Source organism: Geothrix sp., assembly GCF_020622065.1.
Lineage (GTDB): Bacteria > Acidobacteriota > Holophagae > Holophagales > Holophagaceae > Geothrix.
The window spans coordinates 890416-916466 of sequence record NZ_JAHRYQ010000001.1; the positions used below are offsets into that span (position 1 = coordinate 890416).

The following is a 26051-nucleotide window of genomic DNA, read 5'->3' on the forward strand; positions in this document are numbered from 1 at the left end:
CTTGACTGGAATGGGTCCCGGCCGGAACGCTCCCGTTGACCTACGGTAAGTGCTTCCGCCGATTCCGGCGGGTGCTAGGCTCAGCGGATTCCCAGATCTCCAAACCATCGTCACCGGAGGACCCATGCGATCCGCAGTCATCGTCGAAGCCAAGCGCACTCCCGTCGGCCGGGGTATCAAGGGCTCCTATGCCGCCACCCGTCCCGAACAGCTGGGCGCGGTCGTGATCGAGGCCATCAAGCCCCTCCTGAAGGACTGGTCGGGGCTGGAGGATGTGCTGGTGGGCTGCGCCATGCCCGAAGGGGAGCAGGGCATGAACATGGCCCGCCTCATCAGCTTCCGCGCGGGCCTGCCCATCACCGCGGGCGCCGCCACCATCAACCGCTTCTGCGGCAGCAGCCAGGAGACCATGCTCATGGCAGCCCGGGCCATCATGGCCAACCAGGGCGACCTCTTCCTCACCGGCGGCGTGGAGAGCATGTCCAAGGTGCCGATGATGGGGTTCAACCCCAGCGTGGATCCCTTCATCGCCGAGACCTACTCCGAGGCCTACTGCTCCATGGGCATCACGGCCGAGAACCTGGCCAAGGAATACAAGATCAGCCGCAAGGAACAGGACGAGTTCGCCTACCAGAGCCACCAGAAGGCCGCCGCCGCCTGGAAGGCCGGGAAGTTCGAGAACGAGGTGGTCCGCTTCGAGACCAAGGGGCTGGACGGCAAGCCCGTCACCCTCAAGCAGGATGAGTGCGTCCGCGCCGACACCAGCCTGGAGAAGCTGGGTGAACTGAAGCCCGCCTTCCTGGCCGATGGGTGCGTCACCGCCGGCAACAGCTCACCCATCACCGATGGCGCCGCCTTCCTGCTGGTCATGGAGGAGGGCCTCGCGAAGTCCCTCGGCCTGAAGGCCCGCGCCCGCATCCTCGGCGGGGCCGTGGCCGGCGTGGAGCCGGACCGCATGGGCATCGGCCCGGTGCCCGCCGTGCGGAAGGCGCTGGACCGCTTCGGCCTGAAACTCGACCAGATCGACGCCATGGAGCTGAACGAGGCCTTCGCCGCGCAGAGCCTGGCCGTGATCCGCGAGGGCGGCTACGACCTGGCGAAGGTGAATGCCTGGGGTGGCGCCATCGCCATCGGTCACCCCCTCGGCGCCAGCGGCGCCCGCATCCTGACGACCCTGCTCAACCGCCTCGAGATCGACGGCGGCAGGTACGGCATCGCCACCATGTGCATCGGCGGCGGCCAGGGCATCGCGTCGATCATCGAGAAGCTCTGATCCAACCACGCGAATCGACATCAGGAGGTTGGACATGAACATCAAGAAGATCGGAGTCCTCGGGTCGGGCGTGATGGGCTCGGGCATCGCGGCGCATGTGGCGTCGGCGGGCTGTCAGGTGGAGCTGCTGGACATCGTCATCGACGAGGCGGCGCCGGACAAATTGGCGGAGGGAGCCCTGGCGGCGCTGGCGAAGTCCAAGCCGGCGCTGGCCATGCACGCCTCCTTCCTGAAGAAGATCCGGCCTGGCAACCTGCGGGATCACCTCGACCGTCTGGCGGACTGCGACTGGGTGGTGGAAGTGGTGAAGGAGGATCTGGCCATCAAGCGCGAGCTGTACGGCCGCCTGGAGCCCCAGCTGAAGGCGGGCGCCTGGGTCAGCTCGAACACCTCGGGCATTCCGCTGAAGCTGCTGGTGGAGGGGCGGACCGATGCCTTCCGGAAGCACTTCGTCATCACGCACTTCTTCAATCCCGTGCGCTACCTGCGGCTGCTGGAGTTCGTGAAGGGCCCCGAAGTGGACGAGGCGGAGGCCCTGGCCTTCCGCACCTGGCTGGAGGAGGCCCTCGGCAAGGAAGTGGTGCCGGCCTATGACAGCCCCACCTTCATCGGCAACCGCATCGGCATCCACAGCATCATGGCCACCCTGCACATGGCGCTGGCCGATAAGATCCCCTTCGAGGTGCTGGATTCGGTGCTGGGCGATGCGGCGGCCCGGGCCAAGAGCGCGGCCTTCCGGACCGCGGATCTCGCGGGCGTGGACATCCTCGCGGCCACGGCCAAGAATGTATACGACCTCTGCCCGAACGACGAGGTGCGCGACACCTTCAAGTTCCCGGCATTCCTCCAGTACATGCTGGACAACAAGCTCCTGGGCAACAAGACGAAGCAGGGCTTTTTCAAGAAGGGCCCCAAGGACGCCAAGGGCAAGAAGACCTTCCTGGCGCTGGATCCCGCCACCCGCGAGTACATCCCGCAGGTGAAGCGGGACTGGCCCATCCTGAAGGAGCTGAAGGGTCTCGATGATCCGGCGGAGAAGGTGAAGACGCTGCTCACCAGCGACACCGAAGCGGGCCGCCTGGCTTGGCGCTGCATCGCACCGAACCTCACCTACGCCGTGAACCGGCTGGGCGAGGTGACGGACGGCCCCCTGAATGTGGATCGCGCCATCAAGAACGGTTTCGCCTTCGAGCTGGGGCCCTTCGAGACCTGGGACACCCTGGGCGTCGACCGGGTGGTGGCCCGCATGAAGTTCGAGGAGCTGCCCGTGCCGCCCCTCGTGGAACAGATGCTGGCCAAGGGCCTCACCAGCTTCTACCGGTGGGAGCACGGCGTTCCCGTGGCCCAGCTCAATCCGAAGACTCTGGCCTACGATCCCATCCTCGAGGACCGGCGCGTGATCATCCTCAAGCGCGAGGAGGGTCGGGGCAAGGTGATCGCGGAGAACGGCAGCTGTCAGCTCTACGATCTGGGCGACGATGTGGCCTGCCTCAGCTTCCGCAGCAAGATGAACGCCCTGGACGACGGCATCATCGGTCTGATGGAGGACACCGTCCAGAAGCATGTGCCCGGCCGCTTCAAGGGGCTGGTGCTGGGCAACCAGGGCCAGCACTTCAGCGCCGGCGCCAACCTGGTGATGGTGCTGAACGCCGCCAAGGACAAGCAGTTCGACCTGATCGAGGAAGTGGCCCGGCGCCTGCAGTATGCCGGCCGCATGCTTACCTACGCCCCGTTCCCCACGGTGTCGGCACCCTTCAACCTGGCCCTCGGCGGCGGCTGCGAGATGACCATGGCCTGCCAGCGGGCCGTGGGCCATGCCGAGCTCTACATCGGCCTGGTGGAAGTGGGCGTGGGTGTCATTCCGGCGGGTGGCGGCTGCCTCCAGATGCTGCTCCGCATGGAAGAGGCCATGGCCGCCAAGGGCGAGCTGGGCCCCATGCCCAAGGTGAAGGCGGCCTTCCAGGCCATCGGCACGGCGAATGTGAACACCAGCTTCGACGAGGCGCAGCGCAACGGCTACCTGCGCCGTACGGACCGCCGCGTGATGAACAAGGCCTTCTTGCTGCATGAGGCCAAGCAGGAAGTCCTGAAGATGGCCGCGGACTTCCAGCCTGTGAAGGAGCGCACCCTGCGCCTGCCGGGCCGGGGGGGCAGCGAGGCCCTCAAGATGGCCGTGCGGGACTTCCAGCTGCAGGGTCTGGCCAGCGAGCACGACGCCGTGATCATGGGCGAGCTGGCCAACATCCTGTGCGGCGGAGATGTCAGCCTCGTCCAGGAAATCACCGAAGAGAGGATCCTCGAACTGGAACGGCAGGCCTTCGCCCGCCTGTGTGGCTACGAGAAGACCCAGGCCCGCATGGACGCCATCCTGAAGACCGGTAAACCCTTGAGAAACTAAAACGAGGCCAACCGCAGAGGGCGCCGAGGACGGAACGGGTGGTCCCGTTATTCTCGGCGCCCTCGGTGGTGAAAAAAAGCCTTGGGCGGGTCCTCCTGCTTGCCTGATTTGTGACCTAAGCCGCCTTTTCCGAGGCGGTTGTTTTTTGTGTTGCCAGCGTTACGGCAGATCGGAACACTTGGGGCGGTCCAACATGGAACCAGACAATCAGGAGGCACTGTGAGCGGAAATTCTCAGTCAACTCCACGCGTAGCGGCCATCGTGGGTCCCTACCTCTCTGGAAAGACCTCCTTGATGGAGAGCCTTCTCTTCGCGGCGGGTGCGCTGCCGCGCAAGGGTTCCGTCAAGGAGGGGAATACCGTGGGTGATGCCTCCATGGAGGCCAAGGCGCGCCAGATGAGCGTGGAGGCCAGCCTGGCCTCGTGCGAGTTCCAGGGTGAGGCCTGGACCCTCATCGACTGCCCCGGCTCCGTGGAGTTCCGCCAGGAGACGGTGCACGCGCTCATGGCCGCCGACATCGCCGTGGTGGTCTGCGATCCCGATCCGGCCCGGGCCCTCATGGCCGCGCCCGCCCTGAAGTTCCTCGACGATCACCAGATCCCCCATGTGGTCTTCATCAACAAGATGGAGGCCCCCGGCAGCGCGGGGAAGCTCAAGGATGCCCTCAACGCCCTACAGATCATCTCGGAGCGGCCGCTGGTCCTGGTGGAGGTCCCCATCCGCGAGGGCGACCAGGTCACGGGCTATGTCGATCTCATCAGCGAGCACGCCTATCGGTACGAGGCCGACAAGGATGCGGACCTCCTGCAGATGCCCGAGTCCGTGCTGCCCGAGGAACGGGAGGCCCGCCAGCAGATGCTGGAGAAGCTGGCCGACTTCGACGACCACCTCATGGAGGAGTTGCTCAGCGACATGGTGCCGACGCTGGAGGAGGTCGCGGAGGACATGGCCAAGGATGTGCGTGACGACCTGCTGGTGCCGGTCTTCTTCGGCTCCGCCGACAAGGATGCTGGCGTCCGGCGGCTCTTCCAGGCCCTCTGCGAGGAAGCTCCCCGGGTGGACGCCACGGCCAAGCGCCTGGGCCTTCCCGAAGGCAAGGACACCCTGGTGCAGGTGTTCAAGACCGTCCACGCCCAGCATGTGGGCAAGCTCAGCATCTCCCGCGTGTGGCGCGGCGAAGTGGCCGATGGCACTTCCCTGGCCGGCAATCGGGTGAGCGGCATCAACAAGCTGTTCGGCGCCCAGCAGGTCAAGCAGCAGAAGGCCTCGGCGGGTGAGGTGGTGGCCCTGGGCCGCATGGATGAGGTGAAGACCAGCGAGGCCCTCACGCCTTCCGCCAAGGTTGAGCTGGCTTGGCCGGAACCCCTCCAGCCCATGCTGGCCCTCAGCCTGCACACCACCAAGAGCGGTGACGATGTGAAGCTCTCCCTTGCGCTGCAGAAGCTTTGCGAGGAGGACGCCTCCCTGCAGGTGGAGCAGAACGCCGAAACCCAGGAACGCATCCTCTGGGGCCAGGGCGAAGTGCACCTCAAGTGCGCCCTGGACCGCCTCAAGAGCCGCTTCGGCCTCGATGTCCAGCAGCATCCGCCCATGGTCCCCTACCGGGAGACCTTCACGAAAGCCGCCAAGGTCCACGGCCGCCACAAGCACCAGACCGGTGGCCACGGCCAGTTCGGCGATGTGTGGCTGGAGATCAAGCCCCTTCCGCGCGGCACCGGCTTCCAGTTCGAGGAGCGCATCGTGGGCGGGGTGGTGCCCAAGAACTTCTTCGGCGCCGTCGAGCACGGCGTGGTGGAGTGGATGAAGCGGGGTCCCCTGGGCTTCCCGGTCGTGGACATTCATGTGGCCCTGGTGGACGGCAGCTACCACACCGTGGACAGCTCCGACATGGCCTTCAAGACCGCCGCCCGCATTGGCATGACCGAGGCCGCTCCCGTCTGCCATCCCGTGCTGCTGGAGCCCATCTCCGAAGTCCACATCAGCGTCCCCAGCGAGTTCACGCCCAAGGCCCAGCGACTGGTCACGGGAAGGCGCGGCGGCCAGGTCCTCGGCTTCGACGCCAAACCGGGCTGGAACGGCTGGGATGTGGTCTCCGCCTACATCCCCCAGGCCGAGATGAGCGATGTCATCGTGGAACTCCGCAGCCTCACCATGGGCGTCGGCTCCTTCACCTGGGCCTTCCACCACCTGCAGGAACTCGTGGGCCGCGACGCCGACAAGGTGGTCGAGGCGCGGAAACAGGCGAAGGCCACGGCCTAGTTGTTTCTCCGGGGGTGTTCGCGCCGCGGTGCTGCGCGAACACCCCCGGGACCCCCGCGAACGAGCCCGGCCGAGCCGGGCTCGTTCTTTGGTCTCCGCGCCTAGTCCACCGAGGCCCTGGCCCCAGGCGGGCCGGAGAATAGGAAAAGCCATAATTCCTTCGCAATGAGACAATCTATCTCCGGATTCCCCAGGGACTCCGGAGCATGGAGTGTCCCCTTGGCCCAGAAAGGCGTACAGATCATCGCGGTAGAGCCCGGCAGCCTGGCCGAGGAGGCTGGGATCCGCCCGGGGGACACCCTGCTGGAGATCCATGGCGAGGCGGTGCTGGACCAGCTGAACTACCAGTTCCTCATCACCCGGGAAGACGAGGCGGAACTGCTCGTCCAGCGGCCGGACGGCAGCTCGTTCAAGGCCTTCGTGGAGAACGGCGGCGAGGGCATCGGGGTGGACCTGGCCCAGGACGAGGTGAAGGTCTGCAAGCAGAATTGCGTCTTCTGCTTCGTGCACCAGATGCCCAAGGGCTTCCGCAAGTCTCTCTATTTGAAGGACGAGGATGTTCGCCTTTCCTTCCTCTACGGCCACTTCACGACCCTGTCGAGCAGCGATGACGCGGAGCTGGATCGCATCGTGCGCGAGCGCCTGAGCCCCATCCATGTGTCGGTCCACGCCACGGATCCCGCGGCTCGCGTGAAGGTGGTGGGCAATCCCCGGGAGGGCGACATCCTCCGCAAGATCGACCGTCTGCTGGAGGGCGGCATCGATGTCCACACCCAGGCCGTGGTGGCGCCGGGGCTCAACGACGGAGCCATCTGGCAGCAGACCGTGGACGACCTCTGGTCCCGCCATCGTGTGGGGCGGGGCAGCGTGCTGAGCCTGTCCTGCGTGCCCGTGGGCCTCACGACCCACCGGGAGCACCTGCCTTCGGTGCAGGATGTGGACGCGGCTTTCGCCCGGGATTGGGTGGCCCGCTGGACGCCGGAGGTGCGGAAGTACGCCAAGGCCAGCGATGGGGAGCCGTGGCTGCTGCTGGCGGACGAATGGTTCACCCGGGCGGGCATCGAGGTGCCGGGCCGTGCCTTCTACTCGAAATCCTGGGCCCAGTTGGAAAACGGCGTGGGCCTGGTGCGCCGCTTCCTGGAGCATAGCCGCCGCTTCATCAAGAGCCCCCGGGCGAAGGGGTTCGCCGGCCGCCGGGTGCTGCTGCTGACGGGGTCGAGCTTTGCGCCCACGCTCTCCCGCGTGGCCACCGACCTGAACCGGGCCGTGGGCAGCCACCTGCGCGTGGTGCCCGCCCAGAACTTCAGCTTCGGCGACAGCGTCACCGTGGCGGGTCTGCTCTGCGGCGAGGATCTGAAGTACGCGGCCCACGCCGACCGCGAGGCCAAGGGAGGTTCCGGCTGGGTGGATGCCGTGGTGGTGCCCTCCGCCAGCCTGCGGACCCACACCGGCCCCACCGATCAGTACACCCTGCGGGGCGCCGTGGTGCGGGAGGAGGGCACCTTCCTGGACGACCTGACCCTGCCCCAGCTGGCGGCGGAGCTCGGGGTGCCCACGGTCCCCAGCGGCGCCAACCTGTCCCACCTGCTGGATCACCTGGAGGCCGCGGACCGCGGTGCCTTCCGGGGAGGAGCGCTCCAGTCCGCCTTCCACGCCGCGGGCCTGAACCTTCCCCAGGGCGCGTACAACCCCTGACCTGAAGGCGGCATTCGCGGCAGGATGGAGGACATGCCCGCCGCCACCGCCGCCCTGTCCCGCCGCCGCCTGATGGCCCGGGTGGAATTGGCGGGTTCCGCCGTCTGCTTCGGGCTCATGGCCATTCTCGCGCGGAAGCTCACGCTGCCCGGGGCGGGGTTCACGGCGGGGCACCTGGCCGTGCTGCGCTTCGTGGTGGGGGCCCTCGTGAGCCTCGCGGCCTTCCGGCTGCTGCCGGGCCTCTACTGGCCCAGCAACTACCGGCTGCTGGTGACCCGGGGCCTGTCCGGCGGCGCCGTGGTGGTGCTCTACTTCTACGCCCTGGCCCACATGCCCGCCGGCGAGGCGGGCATCCTCTACAATGTCTTCCCGGTGATCGCGGTGGTGATGTCCCTGTTCCTCTTCCGGGAGCGCCCCACGATCCACCTCTGGCTGGCGGTGCTGGCGGCCTCCCTGGGTGTGGTGCTGGTCCTGGGGCAGGGCCATGCGGGACTGAGCCTGGGCAGGGGCGGGGTGGCGGCGCTGGCGGCGGCGGTCTTCGCGGCCACCAGCGCCAACGCGATCCGGGCGGCCCGGCACACGGAAAACGCGGCCACCATCTTTTTCTATTTCTGCCTGGCAGGCCTGCCCGTGGTGCTGCCCTTCGCCCTGGACCCCTGGCCCCGCCTGACGGGAGGCTTCGGCATCTGGGGCCTGGGGGTTCTGATGAGTCTCCTGGCCTACGGGGGGCAGCTCCTGATGTCGGAGGCCTACGGCACCTTGTCGGTGTCGGAGGCGGCAGTCTGGCTCCAGCTGCTGCCCATCGTCCAGTTCCTGCTGGCGGTGCCGCTGCTCGGCGAGCGCGCCACGGGCTTCGGCTTGGCTGGGGTGCTCATCACCGTCGCTGGCGTGGCCTACGGCACCGCCTTTGGCCACCGGCGACGGGCATGAAAAAGGGCCCCGTTCGGGGCCCTTTTTCATCGTCGAATTCGTTCTAGCTGACCGGCGCGGTGGCAGCGGCGGCCCGGCGCTTCAGGGAGACGGCCACTTTCACATCGCCGCCATCCTGGCCCTGGAACTTGTCGAGCTGTTCCAGAGACTTCTTCTTGGCCGAGTCCGATGCCACGCGGATGGCATCGAGCACATCCACCATGACCTGGTACTTCACATCCTCGTCCACCTTCAGGAAGACCTTCCGGTAGTTGAGGGGCTGGAGCATGACCGCGTCGGGGAGCTTGGCCTTGATGCCCTCGGCGTCGATCTTCTCGGACTGGAGCATGAGCGATCCGTCCTGATCCACCTGGATCAGGATGTTGTTCGGATCGGGCTTGGGGGGGGCCGAGGTCACCTGGACCTGGGGAACCACCACCTTCATGGCCCTGCTGAGGCCGGGCACCATCACGATGAACACGATCAGGAGCACCAGCACAATGTCGATCAGGGGGGTGACATTGATATCGGTTTTGGCTTTGCCCTTGGCACCACCGGCGTCCATTACTTGCCCCCTTCCGGCTTCTTGTCCGTGTCCTTGACTTCGCTGGTCACGATGGAGGCCTCATCGGCGCCACCTTTCCGGCAGGACTGGAACAGATCGTTGATGTACTTGAAGGGAAGGTCGGCATCGGCCTTGACGAACACCCGCTTGTCGTTCAACTGGGAGACATTGCGGTTGATGTAGTCTTCGAGCTTCTGGCGTTCGGCTTCGTTGTTGATGAAGAACCGCTCGTCCTTGGCTTCTCTGTCGTCGATGGTCACGGCGCCGGGGCCGATCACTTCATATTTGGCGTTGCGCTTGGAGGCCAGCATCAGGGTGAGGTACTTGGCACCCTGGTCCTTCTCCACCTTCGGGCTGTGCTTGGAGAGCGGCAGCTTCACGCTGTCGTTCACGGCGGGCGTGATCACGATGAAGATGATCAGCAGCACGAGCACGATGTCCACGAGGGGCGTGACATTGATGTCGGACTTCATCCCACCCTTGGAACCACCTGCATCCATGGTGTGTTCTCCTCAGAAAATCGCCCGGGAGCTTGCGCCCCCGGGCGGGGGTGGAAAAACCTAGCTCTGGCTCTCGCGGCGGATGAACTCGTCGATCATCTGGGAAGCCGCGTTGTTGATGTTGGTGACGACCACATCCTGCTTGGTGGTCAGCAGGTTGTAGATCCACACGGCCGGGATGGCGACGAACAGGCCGAGCGCGGTGGTGGCCAGGGCCTCACCGATGGAGCCAGCCAGGGCGTTGATGTCGCCGGCGCCCTTGGTCTTCAGGTCGGAGAAGACCTTGATGATGCCGATCACGGTGCCGAGCAGGCCGATGAAGGGGGCCAGCGCGCCGATGGTGCCCAGGCCGCTCATGCCCTTCTTGAGGAGCTCGACGACCTCGGCGGTGCCGCGCTGGATGGCACGCTCCACGGGCTGGATGGCGTCGTGGTTGGGATTCATGGTCTTGAGCTGCTTCTCGTACTGGAAGATGTCCAGGCCGTGCTTGAGCACGAGGGCGATGTGGCTCTTGTTGTGGGTGGTCGCGGCGCGCTTGGCGGCCTCGAAATCACCGCGGCGGAGGGTGTCCATGAAGAGCTTGAGGAACTTGTCGGAGGCCTGCTTGCTCTGGGCGTAGGTCACGAAGCGCTCGATGGCGACATAGATCTGGTACGCCATCAGGATGAAGAGGACGGTGATGATGAACTTGTTGGCGATGGAAGCCGCGCGCCAGATTTCAGCGGCGGAGAAGGCGTCGGCGCCGCCTTCGGCGAGCATCAGGGGAGCGAAAAGCAGGTTCATGAGAGTTCCTTATGGGAGGAAGAGTGAGTGGCGTGGGAAGGAGTGCGGACTACTTCAGCCGGAAAGGCATCGTCAGCTTGAAGCGGGCGTACTGAGGGGTGCCGTTCAGAAGGGCCGGTTCGAACTTCCACTGCATGGCATAGGCCTCGGCAGTGGGACGGAGCTGGGGAGGACCTTCCTTCGCAGCGGCCGAAGTCGGAATCCCATCGGGACCCACCACGATCTCCACGACCACCGTGCCCTGGATCTTGGCGATCTTGGCGAGGGGCGGATAGGGCGGGGCGGGGGGCTGGTACTTCACCTTGATCTGGCTGAAGTCGAAGTCCACCACCTTGCCGGTGCCGCCGACCACGCCACCGACCACGCCACCGACCACACCGCCGATGACGCCGCCGGGAACACCGCCGGGGACGCCGCCGGGGACGCCGCCAAGGGAGTGATCCTGCTTGGGGAGCTCCTTCGGCGCCTGCTCAGGCACCACTTCCTGGCGCGGGTCGATGGGGGTCGAATCCACCTTGGCGGATGACACGGCCATCGGAGGCGGCGGCGGCGGCGGCGGCGGAGGCGGCGGAGGAGGAGGCGGGGGAGCCGCAGCATCAGCCTGCTCTGCGAGGTCGATGCCCACGGTCTTGATCACCTTCTTGCCGGTCTCCGTGTGCTTGGCCAGCTGGAAAGCCACGAAGCCGAACAGGGCGTACATGGCCACCGTCGTGGGGATGGTGACCAGGGGATTGCCCCGCCGGATGGCGTCGTTCCCGGCGGCGAGGGAGGATTTGTAGACAGCATCCTCCAGCGTCTCCACAGGAGCAGCCGACTTGGCGGGAACAGGTTTCTGGGGATCTTTGCTCATGCGACTCCCTTGAAAGATCCAGGGGAAAAAACAGCGAGCCGATACGACGGGAACATCGAATCGGCCACCGAGAAATAGGGTAAAGAACTGGGACGAGCCCAACGGCTAAGATGGCAAAGGGTCGGCGGCAGGTCAAGCCCGGATAACGGGCGGAATACCCCGTAAATACGGCGTCCCCCGGTTTTTTACTGCCTACCGCGACACCTATCCACCCCCTCAAAGGATGGGATTGTTAATTTTTAGTAAGGAAGTCTGGTCCGCCCCATGTCGAAAATCACAAGTCGCGATTTCTCATTCATCCCCGAAACGGGCGAGGCCCAGCGCCCCGCCAGGGCCGGCCGGTTCCTTACCTCTCATGGCGAGGTCCTGACCCCGGCCTTCATGCCGGTGGGCACCCAGGGCACCGTGAAGGGCATCACGCCGGTCCAGCTCCGGGAGATCGGCCCCCAGGTCATTCTCGGGAACACCTACCACCTGGGCCTGCGGCCGGGAGACGCCCTGGTGGCCCAGCTGGGCGGCCTGCACCGCTTCATGGGCTGGGAGGGGCCCATCCTCACGGATTCCGGCGGTTTCCAGGTCTTTTCCCTGGCCTCCATGCGGAAGATGACGGAAGAAGGCGTCACCTTCCAGAGCCACATCGATGGCAGTCCCCAGTTCCTGTCGCCGGAACGGAGCATGGAGATCCAGCGCAACCTGGGTTCGGACATCTGCATGGCCTTGGACGAGTGCCCGCCCGGGCGCATGGAGCGCGCGAAGCTCGAGATCAGCATGGCCCGCACCACCCGCTGGCTGGCCCGCAGCCGGGCCGTGCCGCTGCAGCCCCACCAGGGCCTCTTCGCCATCAACCAGGGCGGCACCCACCTGGACCTGCGGCGCCGGCACCTGGCGGAGGCCCTGGAGCTCGATGCCGGGACTCCCTTCCAGGGCTTCGCGGTGGGCGGCCTCAGCGTGGGGGAGCCCAAGGCGGAGATGAACGCCGTGCTGGCGGAGTTCGTGACGGAGCTGCCGGCGGACCGCCCCCGCTACCTCATGGGCGTGGGCACGCCGGAGGACCTGCTCTTCGGCATCGAACAGGGGGTGGACCTCTTCGATTGCGTGCTGCCCAGCCGCGAGGCCCGCCACGGCCGCATCCTCACCAGCCGGGGTCGGCTCAACCTGAAGAACGCCCGCCACCGGGAGGGGGACCTGCCCCTGGATCCCGCCTGTTCCTGCTACACCTGCCGGACCTTCAGCCGGGCCTACCTGCACCACCTGTTCCGCTGCGGAGAGCTGCTGGGCTTCACGCTGAACACGATCCACAACCTGAGCTACACTGTGGGGCTCACCCGTGCCGCGCGGCAGGCCCTGCTGGAGAACCGTTTTCCAGCTTTCGCCCAGTCCGCGCGTTCCGGATGGATGACCGAGGAGCCCTGAATGATGTACGCCCTTCTGCAGTCGCCCGCCCCGGCCGGCCCTCCGGGCTGGACCCAGTTCGTGTTCATCGGCGGCATGGCCCTGATGTTCTACTTCCTTCTCATCCGCCCCCAGAGCAAGGCCCGGAAGGAGATGGAGGCCCGCCTGTCCAAGCTGAAGGCCGGCGACGAGGTCGTGCTGACCTCCGGCCTCTACGCCACCATCGACCGGGTCGAGGACAAGCACATCTGGGTGAAGCTCGGCGGCTCCGTGGTCAAGGCCCGGCGCGCGGCCGTGGCCTCCCTGGCCAGCGAACCGGAAACCAAGAACTGACCTTCCTGACCTCCCGGGCCGGATCCGATCCGGCCCGCCTTCTGTGAGGAGTGCCCCGTGACCAAGCGGAGCCTCTGGCGCCTCGTCATCCTCCTGGCCGTGCTGTTCGGCTGCGGATACTTCTTCACGCCTCTGACGAAGGTGAAACTCGGCCTCGACCTTCGGGGCGGCGTTCACTTCGAGCTGGAGGTCCAGGGCCAGGAGGCCCTGGCGGCCGATCTGCGCGACGGCAAGGACCGCCTCGCCTCCCGGCTCAAGGAGAAGGGCCTGCAGGGCGCCACGGCCGTCGTGGAGGGCGACGCCCTCCGCGTCGAAGGCGTGCCGGCGGATCAGAAGGCCACGGTGGAGAAGGTCGCCAAGGACTTCTTCCCCGGCTACGCGCTGGCCCAGGAAGGGGGCTCGTTCCGCCTCACCCAGAAGACTGAGTACCAGAAGACCCTCAAGGACGACGCCAACAAGCGGGCCCTGGAAGTCATCGAGAAGCGCATCCGGGACATCGACCCCGCCAATGTGCTGGAACCCGAGATCACCGCCAGCGGCGCCGAAGGCAACCGCATCGTGGTCGAGATCCCCGGCATCGAGGAGGGCGACCGCGAGCGCATCAAGAACCTGCTGGCCACCCCCGGCCACCTGGAGCAGCGTCTGCTGGCCAAGGCCCCGCAGATCTACTTCGCCTCCAAGGAAGACGCCCTCACCTACTTCAAGGGGGCGATTCCCCCCGAGTTCGAGCTGCTGCCCGAAATCGAGAGCGACCGCCAGGCGCGCCGCGCCGGCCAGCCCGTGGTGAAGGCCAAGCCCGGCGAAGAGAAGATCAGCCGCTGGGTGCTGCTGGAAAGCCGCGTGGCCGTGGACGGTGCCGACATCATCGACTCGCACCGGGCCTCGAACTCGCAGACCGAAGCCAACGAAGTCAACTTCACCCTGAACAAGAAGGGCGATGACGACTTCGCCCGCCTGACCGGTACCGCTTCCGAGGAAAACCGCCTCATCGCCATCGTGCTCGATCGCAAGATCGTCACGGAACTGAGCGCCAAGGAGAAGATCATCGGCGGCGCGGTCCGCATCAGCGGCAGCTTCACCGCCCAGGAAGCCGACGACCTCGCCAGCCAGCTCCGCAGCGGCGCCCTCCGCGCGCCCATGAAGTTCCTGGAAGAGCGCGTCGTGGGCCCCGGCCTGGGCCGCGACTCCATCCACGCCGGCGTGCGCGCCGCCGTCATCGGTTTCGCCGCCATCATCGGCTTCATGGTGATCTTCTACCACTGGTCGGGTGTGAACGCGATCGTCGCCCTCTCTGTGAATGTGATCGTGATGATGGGCCTGCTGGGCTCCTTCCGGGCCACGCTCACCCTGCCGGGCATCGCGGGCTTCGTGCTCACGCTGGGCATGGCGGTGGACGCCAACATCCTGATCTTCGAGCGCATCAAGGAAGAGCTGGGCCTCGGCAAGAGCGTGCCCGGCGCCATCGACGCAGGCTTCGACCGGGTGTTCTGGACCATCGTGGACAGCCATGTGACCCAGCTCTTCGCGGCCCTGCTGCTCTTCATCTTCGGCACCGGCCCCGTGAAGGGTTTCGCCGTCACCCTCACCGTGGGCGTCGTGGCGTCACTGTTCACCAGCATCTACATCAGCCGCTACATCTACGACTGGGTGCTGGAGCACCATCCCGGCACCAAGACTCTTTCCGTGGGCACCCACTCGTTCTTCAAGGGCGCGGCCTACGATTTCATGAAGTACAAGGGGACGGCCATCGCGATCACCTGGAGCATCATCCTGCTCTGCATCCTCTGGGTGAAGCCCTGGAACCTGACCCACAACAACCGCATCCACCTCGGCATGCAGTTCGTGGGCGGCAACGACATGACCGTGCGCTTCCGCGGAGCCATGGAGCCGGAGACCATCCGGGAAGCCCTGGCGAAGAACGGCTACTCCGACGCCACCGTGGTGGCCTACGAGAACAAGGACAAGTCCGTCCGCGACTTCTCGGTGAAGGTGAAGGCCAAGAAGGACGGTGACCAGAAGGACAGCACCAAGCAGGCGAATGCCCTGAGGGCCATCTTCAAGCAGATGGATCCCGAAGGCGCCACCAGCACGCTTCCCGCCCTCAACCTCGAGGGTTCCAAGACGCTCACGGACACCCTGGCGAAGGCCAACCCCGCAGGCATCGCGGGCGACGAGGCGGCCCTTGCGGCGGCCTATGCGCCCTTCGCGGAAAAGGTCATCGCGGGCCGCGACCGGTTGCCTTCGGGGCTCTATCAGACCTTCGGTGAGCTGCCCCAGGAACTGCCCCAGGTGGTGAAGGACTCGATCCAGAAGACCTACCGTCTGGGTGCGGTGGGCCTCCTCAAGGACGAGAGCTTCTCGCCCAGCATCTCCGGGGAATGGACCCGCAAGACCCTCACGGCCGTGGCCTGGGCCCTCGGCGCCATCCTGGTCTATGTGATGTTCCGGTTCACCGCCAGCTACGCCGTGGGCGGCATCGTCTCCCTGGTCCACGACATGCTCATGGCCCTGGCCCTGTTCGCGGCCTTTGGCTACGAGTTCAATGTGCCGGTGGTGGCGAGCTTCCTCACCCTCATGGGCTACTCCATGGCGGACACCATCGTGGTGTTCGACCGAATCCGGGAGAACAGCCATCGGCCGGAGTACCGGCGGGCCACAGTCACGAAGCTGGTGAACGACTCCATCAACCAGACGCTGGGCCGGACGATCCTCACCTCGCTGTCCGTGCTGTTCGTCAGCGTCTGCCTCTGGCTCTTCGGCGGCCCGGCCCTCAAGGACCTGGCCTTCCCGCTGGTCATCGGCGTCATCACCGGCACCTACTCGTCCATCTACATCGCCAGCCCCGTGGTGGTGTACTGGGATCAGTGGTTCGGCGGCAAGGACAAACTCAAACAGCATGCCTGATGTTCTCCGGGGGTCCCGCGCTGGCGCGCACACCCCCGGACCCCCGCGAAGAAGCCCGGCAAAGCCGGGCTTCTTCCTGGACACTGAAGGATCTTTGCCTTAGATCTGAGCCACAACCCCTATGATTACAATATCCAGGCTACAAAAAGGGGCCTCTGGTCAGAGGCCCCTTAACCTGTCTAACAATCAGTCCAGCTGGTAGGTCTCAGGGAGCGTGAGTACCCAGAGCCTCATCTCGAAATACGAGCGGGGACAAGTCGTCCCGCCTGGGGATGTTCTCATCAGTTGCATGAAGCTCCTGGAGACAAACGGAGCAACGAAGGCTCCGAGTCCTTCCCTCACCGAAATCATTGATCGACATCTGGAGGCCCAATCAGCCGCACAGCTTCGGACAATCCTGAAGGAGCTGATTCTTCGATTCACTCGTTAAATCTCAATAATTCTTGTGTGCCCAGCCCTACTGAGTGGGCTGGTCTACAAAAGGTCAACCCGTCCGACACCTCAGAGCTACTTTTGGACTCCGGGAGTGCTAGATGTAATTCGGTCCGGCCGGCCCCGAGGTCGCACGCTTGCGTTGATCCTTCCCCAGGGGCCTCTTGTTTCCCACGATTTGGAAGCCGTGGACGAACAAAAGGCGTTGAATCAGTGTTTATAGGGCAAACCGCCAACACCCAGGAACCGGTCACATCCTGTGACCGGTTCCCGACTCTTGTGTGCGGGAAACCAAAATCCTTCAGTGTCCAGGAAGAAGCCCGGCAAAGCCGGGCTTCTTCTTTCCCCCGATAGGCGATGCGGCCTACTTCAGGTGCTTTTCCAGGAAGGCATAGATCTCCCTGCGGGAATCCTTGGCCACGGTGGTGTCGATGCGGTTGAAGCTGTGGCCTCCAGGGGCGTCCTGGTAGATCTTGTAGTCGAAGCGCTTGCCGGCGGCCTTGAGGGCATTGATGAGCTGCTCGACCTCCACCACATTCACATCCCGGTCGTTGGTGTTCGTGTGGACCAGCAGGGGTGTTCGGAGCTTCTGGACGCTCCACACGGGACTGCGGCGCCGGTATTCCTCCACGGCATCCTTGGGCTCCTTGCCGATGTGGTACTTGGCGGAGAACTCGGCCACATAGTCCTGTCCGAGGTAGCCCAGGCGCGTGATGAGGTCGGACACGGGCACGCCGGCATAGGAGGCGGCGAACTTCTCGGGGTGATCGAAGACTGCCATGAGGGCGATGAGGCCGCCGTGGCTCCAACCCACGATGGCGCAGCGCTTCGGGTCCACGGGCAGGTGTTCCACGGCCCAGTCGCGCCCGGCCACCACATCGTCGATTTCCAGGCCACCGTAATCGATGGCCTCGTAGAAACCCTTGCCGTAGCCCGTGGAACCGCGGTAGTCCGGCGCGATCACGATGTAGCCGCGCTCCACCATCTCCCGGACGATGTGGGCGTGGTAGGTTCCGAAATCACCGTGGACGCCGCCATGGGGCAGGACGATGAGGGGCAGCTTCCGACCCGCCTCGGCCTTGCGGGGGATGAACACATACTGCTGGATCTTCAGGGGGTGCCGTTCGTTCTTGATGCCGTAGGTCTCCTCCCCCTTGGGGTTCGGCGGGCCCGTGTAGGTGACCTTGTCCACCACGGCCACATCGGACAGGCGCAGGAACCAGAGCTGGTCGTCCGCGGCCTTCCGCACGGCGTCCAGCTCCCAGTGGAGGCCGTTCACCCGGCTTTCCACCCGCTTGAGGCGCCCTTCCTCGGGGGCCTGGGCCGCCAGGGGCGGAAGGGCGAGGGTGCAGAGCAGGAACGGAATCGGAAGGCGCATGGCCACCTCAGGGAAGGATTGCCCCGAGGGTACTGCAACGGCCATCGTCTTGCGAGGGTCAGCCCTCCCAGCTCACCCAGCCGGCCCGGCCCGGGATCTCGCGGCGGGTGACGGCCTTGGCGGGCGGGTTCGCGGCCTTCAGCTCGGGCAGCCAGTCGGCGTGGGTGCGGGCCTGGACGCCGCGCTCCCGCAATCCGCCCAGGAACGCATCGAAGGTCTCGAAGAGGGCCCCGCCTTCCACCTCGGTGTGCAGGGCGTAGACATTCAGGGCGTCCTCCCGCACCAAGTCCCAGACTTCGCGGTTCACCTGGTCCGGCGTGCGTCCATCCAGGCCCAGGAGCTCGTCCAGGGTGGGCAGGGTGGTGGGGATCTGGAGGGTCTGGAGGGTCCGGCCCTTCACGATGGGATAGAACGGCGCGGCGCCGCGGCAGTCGCCGGCGTAGGCCAGGCCATAGGCCTCCTGCAGCTCCAGCGTGGTGTCGTTGCAGCGCCAGGCGGGGCTCACGGCACCCAGGGGTTTTTCGCCGAAGACGGTGCCGTAGGCTTCGTGGGCATTCGAGTACCAGTCGGCCAGCCAGCGGCGCGACTTCCGGTCCAGCAGGTCGTGGTACTGCACATGGTCCCAGGCGTGGATGCCGACCTCATGGCCGGCGGCCTTCGCGGCCCGCATCTCGGCGGCGGCCCGTTTCCAGATGATGGGCGCGGGAATGAGCACGCCGTACATCATGGTCTTGAAGCCGTAGAGCTTCGTGGCGTTGGTGCGGCGCATCTTGGCCAGGAACCCCTTGCGGAAGATCCGCCGGATGGCCTTGCCGCTGTTGTCCGGCCCGAAGCTGAAATAGAAGCTGGCGCGCATCTGGTGCTTGTCCAGCAGGCGCAGCAGGGTGGGAATGCCCGTGATCGAGCCTTCCAGGGTGTCGACATCCACGCGGAGGGAAATGGCTTTCATGCGGGTTCCTTGAACAGCTCGTGAAGGTTCCATTCCACCCGCGAATGGAACTCGCCACAAGGCGACGGAGCCCCGGAGGCTACCTCCGGCCTGCGTCAGAGGATCAAATATGAGACAGAGACTCCTGTGCTCATGTCGGGCCAAGGGCCGTGCTGATTGACTTTGAGAGATCCGACGAAAGACCTCAGAAAAAGAAGATCAGGCCCTCGTGATCGGATCTATGATCGTCGCGGTCTCATTCCGTCAGATGCCATCTCCAGGAGGTTTTGCCATGCAGAAGTCCCTCCATCTCGATCCGAACAAGTGCACGGGCTGTCTCCAGTGCGAAATGGCCTGCGCCTGGGAGAACTACCGGAGCTTCACGGTCGCCAAGTCCCGCATCAAGGTCTTCAGCTTCCACCACGAAGGCCGCTTCGTGCCCTACACCTGCACCCAGTGTGATGAGGCCTGGTGCATGACGGCCTGTCCCGTGGACGCCATCCGCCTCGATACCGTCACCGGCGCCAAGATCGTGCTGGAGCCCACCTGCGTGGGCTGCAAGGTGTGCACGATCGCCTGTCCCTTCGGCACCATCAACTATGTGGCCCAGACCGGCAAGGTCCAGAAGTGCGACCTCTGCGGGGGGGAACCGGCCTGTGCCAGGGCTTGCCCGACGGGCGCCATCACCTATGTGGATGCCGACTGGACGGGGCTCGGGAAGATGCGCCAGTGGGCCGGCAAGACCGACACCAACCCGGCGACGGTGTGAGGAGCGACTGCCATGGCATGGACCAAGAATCTCCTTCGCGTGAACCTCGAGGCCGGCACCTGCACCACGGAGCCGCTGAACCTGCAGTGGGCCCAGGACTACCTGGGCCAGCGGGGCCTCGCCACCAAATATCTCGTATCTGAGATCGATCCGAAGGTCGATCCCTTCTCCCCCAAGAACAAGCTCATCTTCGTGACGGGGCCGCTCACGGGCACCATGGCCGCCACGGGCGGGCGCTATTCCGTGGTCACCAAGGGGCCGCTCACGGGGGCCATCGCCTGCTCCAACTCCGGCGGGTACTTCGGTGCCGAGCTGAAGTTCGCGGGCTGGGACATGGTGATCTTCGAAGGTGCTTCCCCGAAGCCCGTCTACCTCCTCATCACCGACGGCAAGGCCGAACTGGTGGACGCTGCCCACCTCTGGGGCAAGACCGTCTGGGAGACCGAAGAGCTCATCAAGGCGCACCACCAGGATCCCCAGATCCGCGTGGCCTCCATCGGCCGGGCGGGCGAGAACCGTGTGCTCTACGCGGCCATCGTGAACGACCTCCACCGGGCCGCCGGCCGGTCCGGCGTGGGCGCCGTCATGGGCTCGAAGAACCTCAAGGCCGTGGCCGTGCGCGGCACACGGACCGATGCCTACCACTTGGCCGACCCGGACGCATTCTTCGCCGCGACGGAGGCCGGGAAGAAGGTGCTGGCCGCCAACGGCGTGACGGGGCAGGGGCTCCCCACCTACGGCACCCAGGTGCTCATGAATGTCATCAACGAGCTGGGGGCGCTGCCCACGCGCAACCACCGCGAGGTGCAGTTCGAGGGGGCCATGGCCATCGGCGGTGAGGCCATGCATGAGAAACGGGCCACGGATGGCAAGGCGAACCTCGTCACCAACGGCGCCTGCTTCGGCTGCACCATCGCCTGCGGCCGCATCTCGCGCATGGACCCCGGCCACTTCAGCGTCAAGGACAAGCCCCAGTACCACGGTGCCTCCGGTGGCGTGGAATACGAGGCGGCCTGGGCCCTGGGCGCCGCCAACGGCGTGAATGATCTGGAGGCCCTCACCTACGCCAACTTCCTCTGCAACGAGGACGGGTTCGATCCGATCACCTTCGGCGCCACGGTGGGCGCGGCCATGGAGCTCTACGAGATGGGCGTCCTCACGGAGCAGGAGGTCGGCTTCAAGCTGCCCTTCGGCTCCACCGAGGGCATGGTCAAGCTCGCGGAGCTGACCGCCAAGGGCGAGGGCTTCGGCAAGGTCATGGGCCTGGGTTCCAAGCGGCTCTGCACGAAGTACGGCCATCCCGAGCTGTCGATGACCGTCAAGAGCCAGGAGTTCCCAGCTTATGATGGGCGCGCCCTCCAGGGCATGGGCCTGGCCTATGCCACCAACAACCGCGGTGCCTGCCACCTGCGCGGCTACATGGTGTCCCCCGAGGTCCTTGGCATCCCCGTGAAGATGGAGCCCCAGGCCACGGAGGGGAAGCCCGCCATGCTGAAGGCCTTCCAGGACCTCACCGCCGTGGTGGATTCCGCGGGAATCTGCCTCTTCACCACCTTCGCCTGGGGCCTCCAGGACATCCAGCCGCAGATCCAGGCCGCCTGCGAAGGCGATTGGTCCGAGGAGCGGCTGCTGCTGGTGGGCGAGCGCATCTGGAACCTGGAGCGGGAGTTCAACCTTGCGGCCGGCTTCACCGCCAAGGACGACAACCTCCCGCCGCGGCTGATGAAGGAGCCCGCCCAGACCGGTCCGCAGAAGGGCGCCGTGTCCAAGCTCGATGTCATGCTGCCGGAATACTACCAATTGCGCGGTTGGACGCCGGAAGGCGTTCCCACCGCCGAGACGCGGTCGCGTCTCGGCGTATGAACGAGCGTGGGTTTCCCATGAAGCACTTGATCATCGGAAGCGGGCCCGCCGGCGTGGTCGCGGCGGAGACCCTGCGCAAAGCCGACCCCGCCGCGGAGATCACCCTGCTCTGCGGCGAGGGGGAGCCGCCCTACTCCCGCATGGCCATCCCCTACCTGTTGAAGGGCGAAATCACCGAAGCGGGGACCCACCTCCGCAAGGACGCCGACCACTACGACCGCCTGCGCATCCAGCTGTTCCAGGCCCGTGCGCAGGCCATCGACGCCGTCCGCCGCACCGTGGACCTGGGCGGCGGGCGCAGCCTGCCCTTCGACCGCCTGCTCATCGCCACCGGGTCCCGCCCCAGCCTGGAGACCATCCCCGGCATGGACCTGCCCGGCGTCCACAGCTGCTGGACCCTCGAAGACGCCCGGACCATCCTGGCCAAGGCCCGGCCCGGCACCCGCATCGTCCAGATGGGCGCGGGCTTTGTGGGCTGCATCATCATGGAGGGCCTGCTCTCCCGGGGGGTGGATCTCACCATCCTGGTGCGCAGCGGCTACATGGTCCGCCGCATGATGAATCCCACGGCCAGCGGCATGATCCGCTCCTGGTGCGAGGCCAAAGGCGTGCGGATCCTCACCCACACCCAGCCCCGAGGCATCCGCAGCGAGGGCGGGGCCCTCCAGGTGGATCTTGCCGATGGCCGCCAGCTGCCGGCGGATCTCTACCTCAGCGTCGTGGGGGTGGATCCCAACCTCGATTTCCTGACGGGCAGCGGCCTGGACATGGGCCACGGCATCCGGGTGGATGCCGCGATGCAGAGCAGCATCCCCGGCATCTACGCGGCGGGGGATGTGGCCGAGGCCACGGATTGCCTTACCGGCAAGCGCCAGCTCAACGCCATTCAGCCCAATGCGGTGGAGCAGGGGCGCATCGCGGCGCTGAACATGGCCGGGAAGCCCGCCCAGTTCCGGGGCAGCTTCGTCTTCAATGTGCTCACCACCCTCGGGCTGGTGTCCTCCTCCTTCGGGGAATGGCAGGGGGTGCCGGGCGGTGAGTCGACCGAAGTCCTGGATGAGGCCCGCTACCGCTACCTGAACCTGCAGTTCGACGGGGACCGGCTGGTCGGTGCGAACTGTGTGGGTTTCGCCGATCATGTGGGCGCCTTCCGGGGGCTCATCGAGGGGCGGGTGCGGCTGGGCATCTGGAAGCGGCGCCTGATGCGGGACCCCACGCAGATCATGCAGGCCTACCTGGCGGCGGCCCATCGCGTGGCATGAAGATCACGCTCAAGCTGTTCGCCTCTCTGGCCCGCCACCTTCCCGCCGAGGTGAGATCCCGGCACCGGCTCGACCTCGAGGTCGAGCCGGGCACCACGGTGCTGGATCTGATCCGGCGCCAGGGCATTCCGGCCGATCAGTGCGCCATCGTACTGGTGGATGGCGTCTGGGTGGCCACGGTGGAGCGGGCCGCCCGCGTGCTCAAGGAGGGAGAGGTCCTGGCCATCTGGCCGCCCGTGGCGGGCGGGTAGATGGGGATCCGCCTCAGCCTGGACATGAGCATTGACCGCGAGGCGTTCCGCCGGCTGCTGCCGGGAGCGGTCGGCGCCGCCCCGATGCGGGAGGAGGGCGACACCTTCTGCGGCGCCGAAGGGCGCCGCCGCTGGCGGATCCAGGTCACTCCCCTGGCGGAGCGGCGACTGGGCAGCCTGGCCCTGCCGCGCCACCGCGTGGAGATCCAGCTGGAGGGCTACCTGGAGGACGAGGCGGAGGCCTTCCTGGCCCGGTTTCATCGCGGATTCCAGAGGGGCGGAGGCTGAACCCGCGAGCTGGCCCTGCGGGAGGGGCATCTCCGGAGGTGATGTGGGACCTGCTCGTCCCGTATACTCGCCGGATGAAGACTCAACGACCTGCCGGTGTCCTCCGCTCCTTCCCGCCCGTCTTCTGGCTGGCGAATGTCATGGAGCTCTTTGAGCGCGCGGCCTATTACGGTCTCAACTCGGTGCTCGCCGTCTACCTCACCAACCAGGTGGCGGCCGGAGGCCTGGGCTTCACCGAGCAATCGGTCGGCTTCCTCCAGAGCCTGATCTACGCCTTCACCTATGTCATCCCCATCGCGGGGGGCGCCCTGGCTGACCGCTACGGCTACCGGCGCATGTTGCTCTTCGCCTTCTCGATCCTGGCGGCGGGCTACTTCATCGCCGGGAATGTCACCTCCTACGGGGCCGTGTTCGCGGCGCTCCTGGTGATGGCCACGGGCGCCGGCCTGTTCAAGCCCATCATCTCGGGGACCCTGGCCCGGAGCACCACAGAGGAAAACTCCGGGTTCGGCTTCGGTATCTACTACTGGATGATCAACATCGGCGCATTCCTTGCGCCGCTCATCGTCAGCGTGTTGAAGGGCTTCTCCTGGCGCTATGTCTTCATCGCCTCCGCGGTCTACTGCGCCGCCATGCTGCTGCCGACGATCTTCCTCTTCAAGGATCCGCCCAAGCCTGAGAACACCAAGAGCCTCCGGGAAGTGGCCCACGGTGCGGCCATGGTGCTGGGCGACGCGCGCTTCATGCTGATGATCGTCGTCTATTCCGGCTTCTGGATCCTCTACTTCCAGAACTTCGGATCCGTGCTGTGGTACCTCCGCGACTTCGTGGATGCCACGCCCGTGAATGCGTTCTTCGCGTCGATGGGCATCCCCCTGAAGTTCGACGCGGAGCATGTCACGGTGGTCAATGGCGGGACCATCATCCTGCTGCAGGTGCTCGTCAGCCGGATCGTCAAGAAGACCCGGCCGCTGCCGACCATGGTGGCGGGAATCGTGATCGGGACTGTGGGCTTCCTGTGCCTCGCGGCCTCCACCAATGCCTGGGTCTTCATCCTCGGCATCTCGGTGTTCTCCATCGGGGAGATGACCGCCCACCCGAAGTACTACAGCTATGTGGGCCTGGTGGCCCCGGCGGACAAGAAGGCCGTCTACATGGGTTACGCCTTCCTCTACGGCGTGATCGGCAGCCTCATCGGATCGAGCCTGGGCGGCATGCTCTACGGCTCCATGCTCAAGCCCCTGGTGGGGCAGCCCGGCGCCGCGGCAGCCGCGCGGACCTTCTGGCTCCTCTTCGTCGCCCTCAATGTGCTGGCGGCCATCGGCCTGATCTTCTATGACCGGATCTTCGCCGAGGACACGCCGGAGACGAACGCCAAGGCCCGGAAGGTGATGCTGGGGATCTATGCCCTGCTGCTCGTCCTGGGCCTGCTGTTCTTGCGGTCCGCGGTCTTCGGCGGCGCGGAGATCTCCTACAAGACGATGGTCCAGGCCGTGATCATGCTGATCCTCGGCGCCAGCGGTACCGCGGTGAGCCTCCGGAAGCCCTGAACCCTTCAGCCCTTCCGGAAACTCTGCGAGCGGTCGGTGCGCCGGGCCTGGATGAAGCGATGGATGGCCTCGAGGTCCGTATCGGGCCGGGGCTTCAGGACGAGGCCCAGGCGGGTGGGGTGTGGCTGGCCTTCGAGGTAGATGAGGTGCAGCACCTCGCCGGGGCAGTGCAGGAGGGTGCCATCCGGCAGCTCCGCATCGATCTCGACGGCATCGTGGAGGTCCACCATCAGGGGCTCCTCCAGGGCGAGCCCCACGCCGGTCTCCGTGAGGTTCACCAGCAGGGCTTCGTACTGGCGCCCGCCATGGGCCACCTTCACCTTGAGAGGCGACTGGTCGGGCGCGGCCACCCGCAGGTTCCGCCGGTGGTGGAGATGCGCCGATTCGTGCGGCCAGTCCAGGCGAAGGAGGGTGTTGCCGGCCTCATCGAGCAGGGGCGGGAGGAGGAGGGATTCGAGGGTGAGCACTTCGTCGCCCAGGAGGATCGTGAGGGCCACGGCCGTGCCCTCCGGGGGCACCGAGTCGCGGGGGTGGAGCCCGGACAGTTCCAGGACCGACCCCGGGCGGAAGCCGTGGATGTGCAGATCCCCCAGCAGGCGGGAGTTGACGCCCTGGAGCCTCAGGCTCCCCACGGCCTTGGTGAGGCGGGCCTGGATGAGGAACTGCTCGAGCACGGGAGCGGACAGAGAGGATGCGTGTCCCATGGGATCCTGCCTTTCAAATGCCTTGGCCCAGCCGGTCTGCCAGGTTGCGGTGCAGCCCCGCGGCCAGGATGGCCTTGGCTGCGCCCTTCACATCGTAGTCGAGGCGGTGCAGGCGCAGACGGCGGCGCTTGGGGTCGAAGGTCATGAAGGACACGCGGGGATCGCGGTCCCGGGGCTGGCCCACGGAGCCCGGGTTCACCAGGTACCGGCAATGCGCCTGCAGCTCGAACCATTCCCCGGGCTCGGGGCTGATCCAGTTCAGGCGGCCCTGGACCTCGTCCAGTTCGAAGCAGCCGGGCAGGTGGGTGTGGCCGAAGAAGCAGAGCTGGCCCTCGAAGGCATCGAAAGCCTGGCTGATTTCGCGCATGTGGAGAAGATAGGCATCTTCATCCACGGGCGATCCATGGGCGATCTGGTAGTCCTCGCCCACCCAGAGGGGACCCACTGGCAGGTCCACCAGAAAGCGCCAGTTGTCCTGCCGCAGCTTCTCCCGGGTCCAGTCCGCGGCCTGCCGGGCGGGCAGACTGAAGCTGGAATCGGGCTCCAGGCCCGCGCAGACCTTGTCGTGGTTGCCTCGCACCATGAAGCGGGGCCGCAGCTCCCGCACCTTGTCCAGCAGCTGGTTGGGGTGGGCGCCATAGCCCACCAGGTCGCCCAGCAGGACGAAACGGTGGATGGCCCGCCGCCGCGCGAACCGCAGCACGGCCCGGAGGGCATGCAGGTTCGAGTGCAGATCGGACAGGATCAGATCCAAGGGGAGGCTCG

The 26051-nt window shown here is 66.1% G+C and carries 22 protein-coding genes; 14 read left to right on the plus strand and 8 right to left on the minus strand.

The window, feature by feature from the left end; genetic code table 11:
- Window positions 1–124: 124 nt before the first annotated feature.
- From QZ647_RS04135 to QZ647_RS04155, 5 genes are all read left to right on the plus strand, one after another.
- Window positions 125–1273 (plus strand): thiolase family protein, encoded by a 1149-nt coding sequence (locus QZ647_RS04135; RefSeq protein WP_291270956.1) that lies wholly within the window; start codon window positions 125–127, stop codon window positions 1271–1273.
- A 34-nt stretch (window positions 1274–1307) separates the two neighbouring features.
- Window positions 1308–3671: a 3-hydroxyacyl-CoA dehydrogenase/enoyl-CoA hydratase family protein gene (locus QZ647_RS04140; RefSeq protein ID WP_291270957.1), complete on the plus strand. Its 2364-nt coding sequence runs from the start codon at window positions 1308–1310 to the stop codon at window positions 3669–3671.
- Window positions 3672–3890: 219 nt separating this feature from the next.
- Window positions 3891–5930, plus strand: coding sequence for an elongation factor G (locus QZ647_RS04145; RefSeq protein ID WP_291270958.1), 2040 nt, complete (start codon window positions 3891–3893; stop codon window positions 5928–5930).
- Between the two features lie 219 nt (window positions 5931–6149).
- On the plus strand, window positions 6150–7625 hold the full coding sequence (locus QZ647_RS04150) for a DUF512 domain-containing protein (RefSeq protein WP_291270959.1): 1476 nt from the start codon (window positions 6150–6152) through the stop codon (window positions 7623–7625).
- A 33-nt stretch (window positions 7626–7658) separates the two neighbouring features.
- Window positions 7659–8555, plus strand: a complete 897-nt coding sequence (locus tag QZ647_RS04155) for a DMT family transporter (protein ID WP_291270960.1) — start codon at window positions 7659–7661, stop codon at window positions 8553–8555.
- Between the two features lie 43 nt (window positions 8556–8598).
- On the opposite strand, the gene QZ647_RS04160 is transcribed toward QZ647_RS04155, so the two are convergent.
- The 4 genes from QZ647_RS04160 to QZ647_RS04175 are packed head-to-tail and all read right to left on the minus strand — an operon-like array spanning window position 8599 to window position 11232.
- Window positions 8599–9099, minus strand: a complete 501-nt coding sequence (locus tag QZ647_RS04160; RefSeq protein WP_291270961.1) for a biopolymer transporter ExbD — start codon at window positions 9097–9099, stop codon at window positions 8599–8601.
- Window positions 9099–9599 (minus strand): biopolymer transporter ExbD, encoded by a 501-nt coding sequence (locus tag QZ647_RS04165; protein ID WP_286353609.1) that lies wholly within the window; start codon window positions 9597–9599, stop codon window positions 9099–9101. Before QZ647_RS04165 ends, QZ647_RS04160 begins: the two co-directional genes overlap by 1 nt.
- A 60-nt stretch (window positions 9600–9659) precedes the next feature.
- Entirely contained in the window at window positions 9660–10382 is a 723-nt protein-coding gene (locus QZ647_RS04170) for a MotA/TolQ/ExbB proton channel family protein (protein ID WP_286353608.1), read from the minus strand.
- 49 nt (window positions 10383–10431) lie between these two features.
- On the minus strand, window positions 10432–11232 hold the full coding sequence (locus QZ647_RS04175) for an energy transducer TonB (RefSeq protein ID WP_286353607.1): 801 nt from the start codon (window positions 11230–11232) through the stop codon (window positions 10432–10434).
- 264 nt (window positions 11233–11496) lie between these two features.
- Here QZ647_RS04175 and tgt point away from each other — a divergent pair, with 264 nt between their 5' ends.
- The 3 genes from tgt to secD are packed head-to-tail and all read left to right on the plus strand — an operon-like array spanning window position 11497 to window position 15861.
- The gene (gene tgt / locus QZ647_RS04180) at window positions 11497–12645 is read left to right on the plus strand and encodes a tRNA guanosine(34) transglycosylase Tgt (protein WP_291270962.1); all 1149 of its coding nucleotides are present in this window, start codon (window positions 11497–11499) and stop codon (window positions 12643–12645) included.
- Window positions 12646–12957: a preprotein translocase subunit YajC gene (gene yajC, locus QZ647_RS04185; protein WP_286353605.1), complete on the plus strand. Its 312-nt coding sequence runs from the start codon at window positions 12646–12648 to the stop codon at window positions 12955–12957. It abuts the gene before it with no gap.
- A 57-nt stretch (window positions 12958–13014) separates the two neighbouring features.
- The gene (gene secD / locus QZ647_RS04190) at window positions 13015–15861 is read left to right on the plus strand and encodes a protein translocase subunit SecD (protein WP_291270963.1); all 2847 of its coding nucleotides are present in this window, start codon (window positions 13015–13017) and stop codon (window positions 15859–15861) included.
- Between the two features lie 796 nt (window positions 15862–16657).
- Here the strand turns inward: secD and QZ647_RS04195 are convergent.
- Both QZ647_RS04195 and QZ647_RS04200 read right to left on the minus strand, forming a co-directional pair.
- Window positions 16658–17671 (minus strand): alpha/beta fold hydrolase, encoded by a 1014-nt coding sequence (locus QZ647_RS04195; RefSeq protein WP_291270964.1) that lies wholly within the window; start codon window positions 17669–17671, stop codon window positions 16658–16660.
- A 58-nt stretch (window positions 17672–17729) separates the two neighbouring features.
- Window positions 17730–18620 (minus strand): polysaccharide deacetylase family protein, encoded by an 891-nt coding sequence (locus QZ647_RS04200; protein ID WP_291270965.1) that lies wholly within the window; start codon window positions 18618–18620, stop codon window positions 17730–17732.
- A 271-nt stretch (window positions 18621–18891) separates the two neighbouring features.
- Between QZ647_RS04200 and QZ647_RS04205 the strand changes: the two genes are divergently transcribed.
- From QZ647_RS04205 to QZ647_RS04230, 6 genes are read left to right on the plus strand one after another with little or no spacing between them, the layout of a single operon-like run.
- Window positions 18892–19368, plus strand: coding sequence for a 4Fe-4S dicluster domain-containing protein (locus QZ647_RS04205; RefSeq protein WP_291270966.1), 477 nt, complete (start codon window positions 18892–18894; stop codon window positions 19366–19368).
- A gap of 12 nt (window positions 19369–19380) precedes the next feature.
- Window positions 19381–21231 (plus strand): aldehyde ferredoxin oxidoreductase family protein, encoded by a 1851-nt coding sequence (locus QZ647_RS04210; protein ID WP_291270967.1) that lies wholly within the window; start codon window positions 19381–19383, stop codon window positions 21229–21231.
- A gap of 17 nt (window positions 21232–21248) precedes the next feature.
- Window positions 21249–22493 (plus strand): FAD-dependent oxidoreductase, encoded by a 1245-nt coding sequence (locus QZ647_RS04215; protein WP_291270968.1) that lies wholly within the window; start codon window positions 21249–21251, stop codon window positions 22491–22493.
- The gene (locus QZ647_RS04220) at window positions 22490–22744 is read left to right on the plus strand and encodes a MoaD/ThiS family protein (RefSeq protein ID WP_291270969.1); all 255 of its coding nucleotides are present in this window, start codon (window positions 22490–22492) and stop codon (window positions 22742–22744) included. The genes QZ647_RS04215 and QZ647_RS04220 overlap by 4 nt, the downstream gene beginning before the upstream one ends.
- The gene (locus tag QZ647_RS04225) at window positions 22745–23032 is read left to right on the plus strand and encodes a hypothetical protein (RefSeq protein ID WP_291270970.1); all 288 of its coding nucleotides are present in this window, start codon (window positions 22745–22747) and stop codon (window positions 23030–23032) included. It begins immediately after the preceding gene.
- Window positions 23033–23073: 41 nt separating this feature from the next.
- Complete coding sequence (locus tag QZ647_RS04230) at window positions 23074–24582, plus strand: MFS transporter (protein WP_291270971.1); 1509 nt, start codon at window positions 23074–23076, stop codon at window positions 24580–24582.
- A gap of 5 nt (window positions 24583–24587) precedes the next feature.
- Here the strand turns inward: QZ647_RS04230 and QZ647_RS04235 are convergent, their stop codons facing one another.
- Together QZ647_RS04235 and QZ647_RS04240 are read right to left on the minus strand one after the other, a co-directional pair.
- On the minus strand, window positions 24588–25286 hold the full coding sequence (locus tag QZ647_RS04235; RefSeq protein ID WP_291270972.1) for a PilZ domain-containing protein: 699 nt from the start codon (window positions 25284–25286) through the stop codon (window positions 24588–24590).
- A 13-nt stretch (window positions 25287–25299) separates the two neighbouring features.
- Entirely contained in the window at window positions 25300–26040 is a 741-nt protein-coding gene (locus tag QZ647_RS04240; RefSeq protein ID WP_291270973.1) for a metallophosphoesterase family protein, read from the minus strand.
- Between the last annotated feature and the right edge of the window lie 11 nt (window positions 26041–26051).